The sequence below is a fragment of the Moorena sp. SIO3I6 genome, from assembly GCF_010672095.1.
Window position 1 is genome coordinate 1 of record NZ_JAAHHU010000300.1, and the last position, 5,487, is coordinate 5,487.

At 47.3% G+C, this 5,487-nt stretch carries 3 protein-coding genes and 1 pseudogene; all 4 read right to left on the minus strand.

Annotated features, from left to right (window positions below):
- Positions 1 to 944, minus strand: a pseudogene (locus F6K49_RS34585) (polymerase); the annotation flags it as partial.
- Positions 931 to 3,153 (minus strand): polysaccharide biosynthesis tyrosine autokinase, encoded by a 2,223-nt coding sequence (locus F6K49_RS34590; protein WP_293103936.1) that lies wholly within the window; start codon positions 3,151 to 3,153, stop codon positions 931 to 933. The gene F6K49_RS34590 and the pseudogene F6K49_RS34585, both read right to left, overlap by 14 nt.
- Positions 3,154 to 3,176: 23 nt before the next feature.
- Positions 3,177 to 4,349, minus strand: coding sequence for a glycosyltransferase family 4 protein (locus tag F6K49_RS34595; protein ID WP_293103939.1), 1,173 nt, complete (start codon positions 4,347 to 4,349; stop codon positions 3,177 to 3,179).
- 117 nt (positions 4,350 to 4,466) lie between these two features.
- On the minus strand, positions 4,467 to 5,487 hold a 1,021-nt coding region (locus tag F6K49_RS34600; protein ID WP_293103942.1), incomplete at its 5' end, for a glycosyltransferase family 4 protein.

Below are 5,487 nucleotides of genomic sequence, written 5' to 3' on the forward strand. Positions count from 1 at the left end.
CCGAGACGTTCTTGACCAAACTCTGAGCTACCAAACAAGATGATAATACCGACAAACACAACTATGCCACCGATTAGGTTGACTATGCTCAATCTAGGGGCGATTAAAACCACAATAAAGGTACCAAGCATCATCAAACCAAATAGAGCCTTAGTACTCACATACAAAAGGGTAAGTAAACCCAGCAATAGCATCCAGATCCAGCGTGGATTTGACTGGGTTAGCCTCCAATAGGTCAGACCCATGAACAGCAATAACCAGGTTACAAAGCCGTTAGGGTGACCAATAGTCCCTTTGATGCGAGATACTTCTTCTATGCCGGTGGAGTGACCGCCGTGAGGAGCGAAAAAGGGAGGTAAAACCGAAGGCAATAACATCTGGAGCAACGCTACTGTAACTGGTAAGAGCAGAGCCCAAAACAGCCCGTAGACAACTTGCTTAGGTGGAAGCCTGTCCTTGAGTTGCATTACCAGCAAGTAGACCATTAGCCAAGAAAATAGACGTATCCACTCACGGATGCTTCCTAGCAAAAACGAAGCATCTAGCCCCAGCCCTCCCAGAGGCAAAAGTATCACCCACAAGCCTTGTAGCATCACCCAACCAGCAAAGAACCACCAAAACTTATCGGTGCGTACAGTTTGCCCCCTCAGTAACATCACTGTCACATAAAGCAAAGTCAAGCCGTCGAGTCCGATCGCAAAAGCTGCTGGTACCTGTTGATCTGAAAACGGATCGAGACAACTACGCAAGATCAATAGTCCCAGTACGGCTTGCTCAAATCGGGCAAAGAAGTAGACCATCACCGCTACTGCCACCAACCCTAAACCAAGCAAACGGGGCTGAGTACCTGCGAGTAAGCCAACGGCTAGACCAATGGGCACACCTGCCAGTCCCAGCCAAAAGGTCAGAGCAGAGGAACGATGCCAGGGGTTATGAATCTGCATGATCAACCCCCCTGGATACAAGAGCACAATTATTATTGCTGGCTTCTTTGCCATGGGTCTGCCTGGATTGGGATTGAAGCTGGTAACTATCGAAGGAATCGGAATAGTACTGTTGAGTGCGATCGCTTATCCCATTGACAACAAACCCCAGTATGGGAGTGCTACTCTCTTTCAATTCGGATACTGTCTGTAGTAGCATATCTTTCTGGGTAAAGTTGGGACGTGTGACTATCACCAATCCATCACTATAGCGACTAAAAGTATGGGCATCAGCAAAACTACTAACTGGTGGCGTGTCTACAATCACTAGGTCATAATGATCTGCGGCTGCTGCCAAAATAGACTTCATCACCTGTGAGTGTAGGAAGGTAGCCGGACCAGAGGGCAGGTCACTACAGGTCAAAATTGAAAGGTTGGGGATCGCTGTGGGTTGCACCGCTTCGAGCCAGGTTTGATTGCTGTCAATCACATCTGTAACCTTTGGCTGAGGGGGTAAGCCAAAGAAATAGTGCTGCATTGGGTGACGCCAGTCGCCATCAATAATCAATGTCCGCCGGGAAAATCTTGCTGAAACCGCAGCCAAGTGGGAAGCTACCACTGACTTACCCTCTCCGGAAACAGCACTGCTGACCACAATCAGCTGTAACCTCTTCTGAGCACGCAACTCCATGGTTGTCAGAAGCAGGCGGTAAGGCTCGATTAACCTCATATCTGCTAAGAATCGGTTCGGTTGCTTAAGACTGAGTGCCTGAGCAGGTATCTTCGGTAATACCCCCAGCCTAGGCAGCTTCAGCAGTGCCTCCGCTTCCGAGGCATCGTTTAGGGTATTATCCATCACCTCCAGCAGCAGCACCATACCGACAGCTAGGGCAATTCCAGCAGCAGTAGCAATCACCAGCACCACTTTTGGATTGGGTTCCTTGGGTGATGAAGGAAGTTTTGCCCGCTCAATAATTTGAATATTGTTAACTAGTTGGGCTTCTGCAATCCGTGCTTCTTCCAGTTTGTTTTGGAGGAGTTTAAGAGAGGCAATTGCTTCGTCTTGTCGGCGAACTAAGGTAGCAAAGGGTTGCCCTAGAACTGGTATTTGACCAAGACGATTCTGGAGTTTAATGCGCTCAGTCTGCACTAGGTAGAGCTTTTGTTCCAGTACCGACCGTTCTGTTTCAGCTAAAATAAATCTAGAGGTAAAGTCCTGGCTCAACTGATCAGAGGCCACATCACCAGGGGGAATAATTTGATTAGTGAGCTGATTAGTGGGCTGATTAGTGAGCTGATTAGTGGGCAACAGACGAGACAGTTTTTGATTGTAGAGGGTAAGGAGTTCATACCGCTCCTGAACCAGTGATATCACCGCTGGATTCTGATCAGTTAGACGCGATCGCATTTTGGCTAACTCCCGATCCAAATCTACTAGCTGAGCTCGTAAGGCTTGGAGTTCTTGATCTTGACCAATGCGTCCAGCAATGTAAGCATTCTGAGTATTATTCAGACTGGTTATTGTCTGGAGTTCTTGGCTACGGGTTTTAGCGTCTTGGAGTTGAATAGACACAGCACGTTCTTGGTCTTCTAAAGTAGCTAAACTCCTGACTAAGAGTTGTGTTTGTTCCTCGGGAGAAACTAAACCAGTGGTCTGTTTAAATTTGTTTAACGCTGCTTCTGCTGCTGCTACCTCCAAACGCCGTAATGGTACTTCTTTCTCCAAAAATTCCCGCACAGCTTTAGCTTCTGAACGAATCCCTTCAGCACTTTCAGTAACCATTGCGTTGGCGACAGCATTGAGCACCGTGGTTGCCAATTCTGGATTTTGACCCTGATAGCTCAGCTCAAGAATATTGGTAGCAGGCACAATTTTTACCTTTAAATCCTCACGGAGTTTGTCTATGGTCAGTCCTTCTGGTGAACTGCCGAGTAGAGCAATCTCGTCAAGTGCTCCCTGAAGAACCCGTTCTGACCCCACTAGTTCTGCTTGAGTTGCGATTGGGTCAGCTCCACCGGGTGTATTAGCAGGGACTTGGCTGAGGTTGTCACCCAACTCAGATACACTCACCTTTTTATTGTCCAGCATCAGCCGTGCTTTCACTTGGTACACTGGTGGGGTAACAACCAAATAGGCAATCGCTCCACCAATTACGGATGTAAAGGTAACAAGGGCTGGCAAAAGCCGCCGCTTTAAGGCTAATGGTAGTGATGAAAGGCTTGTGTCCATAACGTTGACGAAACTCTGTAGTTTTACTGGTTCTTGAAAAAGGGGAGCGTGACACTGAATTTGGCATCAGAGGACGCACAGAGTTTTTGATACAGTCTCAAGTTATCAGCAGTAATTTTGTCCCAGTTATAGTAAGTGGCTACATGGTCTTGTGCCTTCTTTGCCATGTCCGCTAACTTTTGAGGTTGGCGGATCGCCCTTTCTAGAGCTTGGACACAAGAGTCTACGTCTCCTGCTCGGAACAGTAGACCTCGTTCTTGACCAATCAATTGCTGATGGGGAGGGATATCACTAGCGAGCACTGGAATCCCTTCTTGCATTGCCTCTAGCATCACCAGCGGTAATCCTTCTAAATCCGAAGGCAGAACAAACAACCCTGCCCCCCGAACAATCTCGGCTAAGCGACTTCCATAGAGTTCACCAACGAATAACACGTCTTGATTTGTGCCTGCCAACTCATGTAGGTTGGCGATGTAGTTATGAGTGTCACTATCACCACCAGCAATCACCAGTTTCCAACCGTTAGATTTGAGCCGTTGGAAAGCTTTGATGAGTAGATCAGGTCGTTTTTCCGGTACAAGCCTGCCCAAGAACAGAATGTAACGCCCCGGGTTTAGACCTAGGAATTTACCATAGGGAAATTTGGGGTCTGACTCTGGGTAAATCCCTGGAGCATTGGGAATATTGATTGTATTTTTGCTATAGGTGTTGAGAAAGTAATTTTGGAGTGCTTGTGAGACTACCACTAACTCATGGGCAGAGTAGACCGCGTTCCTCTCCCCCAAACGAATTAACCCACTCGACCATTTCCCCCACTTGGCTCGTTGCCAGTCCAATCCCTGACAGGTAACCACAATCTTTGCAGAAGAGGCAATTCTGGAGAGCCAGGAGAACACAGCTGGACCTAGGGCATGGAAATGAATGATATCGTAGCGTTTGCCACTGGAGATAATCGCTGCCAGGGCAGCATTAGCAAAAGCATCTATTCCTCTCAAGCGTATCGAGGGTAGAGAGATTACTCGAACACCTTTGTAGTCAGAGGATGAAAAACCGGTAGACTTGGTGTAAGACGAGCGTGCAAATAGGTCTACCGAATGACCTTGGGCAACCATTCTGGGATAGAGTTCTGTGCAGTAACGTTCAATGCCACCTTGCTTAACAGGTACTCCTTTGGCTCCAATTACAGCAATTTTCATTACTTCTAGTTTCCTCTTTTACAATACTCTTCGGCAGACGAATGAAGTGGTGATGACATCCTGAGTATGTAAGTTTGACTGCTCTATCTTGATTAAAGGCAGCCGATTAGACAGAGATTACAGAGACCGTTGGTGAGCACGGTGTAGCATTTGCTCATAAACACTCGTGACAACTGTGCGAGCACTATAGGGTTGAGCCGTGCGCACACAGGAGGAGGCTGGATAATTCTCTGGATGGTGCAGGATTGTACCCAAAGCATCTGCGATCGCAACTTTGGTACGCTCTTTGCAAACAATCCCACTGTCAGCACCGAGAAATTTGGGGGTTTCACCACAATTCGTAGTCACTACAGGTGTCCCACAGGCGAGAGCCTCAAGGACAGTCAAGGGCAGTCCCTCGTAAACGCTACTCAAAACAAAGACACTACAGACACGGTATAAGTTTGCTAGTTTTTGTTGACCTACTGCTCCGAGCATAGTCACTCGGTTAGACAACCCAAGAAAGCAAATTTCACCACGGAGTTCATCTTTTAACTCCCCATCCCCAGCAATCAGTAAGTGAACATTGGCAATATATAAACCTGCCATTGCCCGTATCAGTAACATCGGGTCTTTTTGAGGATGCAGACGACCGGCGAAGAGGATAAAACGGGTCTGTTCAGGCAAATTATGCTCCTGTGCTAGAGCTTTGCGTCTTTGTTCTCGTTCCTTTTGGTCTAGGGCATAGAACACCTCCTCATCAACGGTGTTTTTCAGGTAAGCAACACGATTTGCGATCGCTGGATAACGCTGTTGATAAAACTTAGCTGATTCAGTATTGCAGGAAAAAATTTGGCTAAATTGCTTCACCAGTAAGCGTTCGAGGGCAAAATAGCTTGCAGAAAAACGCTGCCAAAGAATGCCATTATTACCCGTTGCAGGATTCATCTGCTTGGCAATGTCATTGTGTACAAACAGCGTCTTCTCTCCAGACCAATTGAGGGCTGCTAAGCTAGGTTCGATGCGATGAAAATGCATGAAATCCGATGCCAAGGAACGACCGAACAACGCAGTCGTATACTTTATCGTCGTGGGTATTAAGCGCCTAACATTGTCATCTTCGAGAGGAAACAAGGGCATAAATTGAATGGCTCGACCC

Coding starts and splice junctions, on each gene's coding strand:
- F6K49_RS34590 (WP_293103936.1), bottom strand. CDS start 3,153: ATGGACACAAGCCTTTCATCACTACCATTAGCCTTAAAGCGGCGGCTT.
- F6K49_RS34595 (WP_293103939.1), bottom strand. CDS start 4,349: ATGAAAATTGCTGTAATTGGAGCCAAAGGAGTACCTGTTAAGCAAGGT.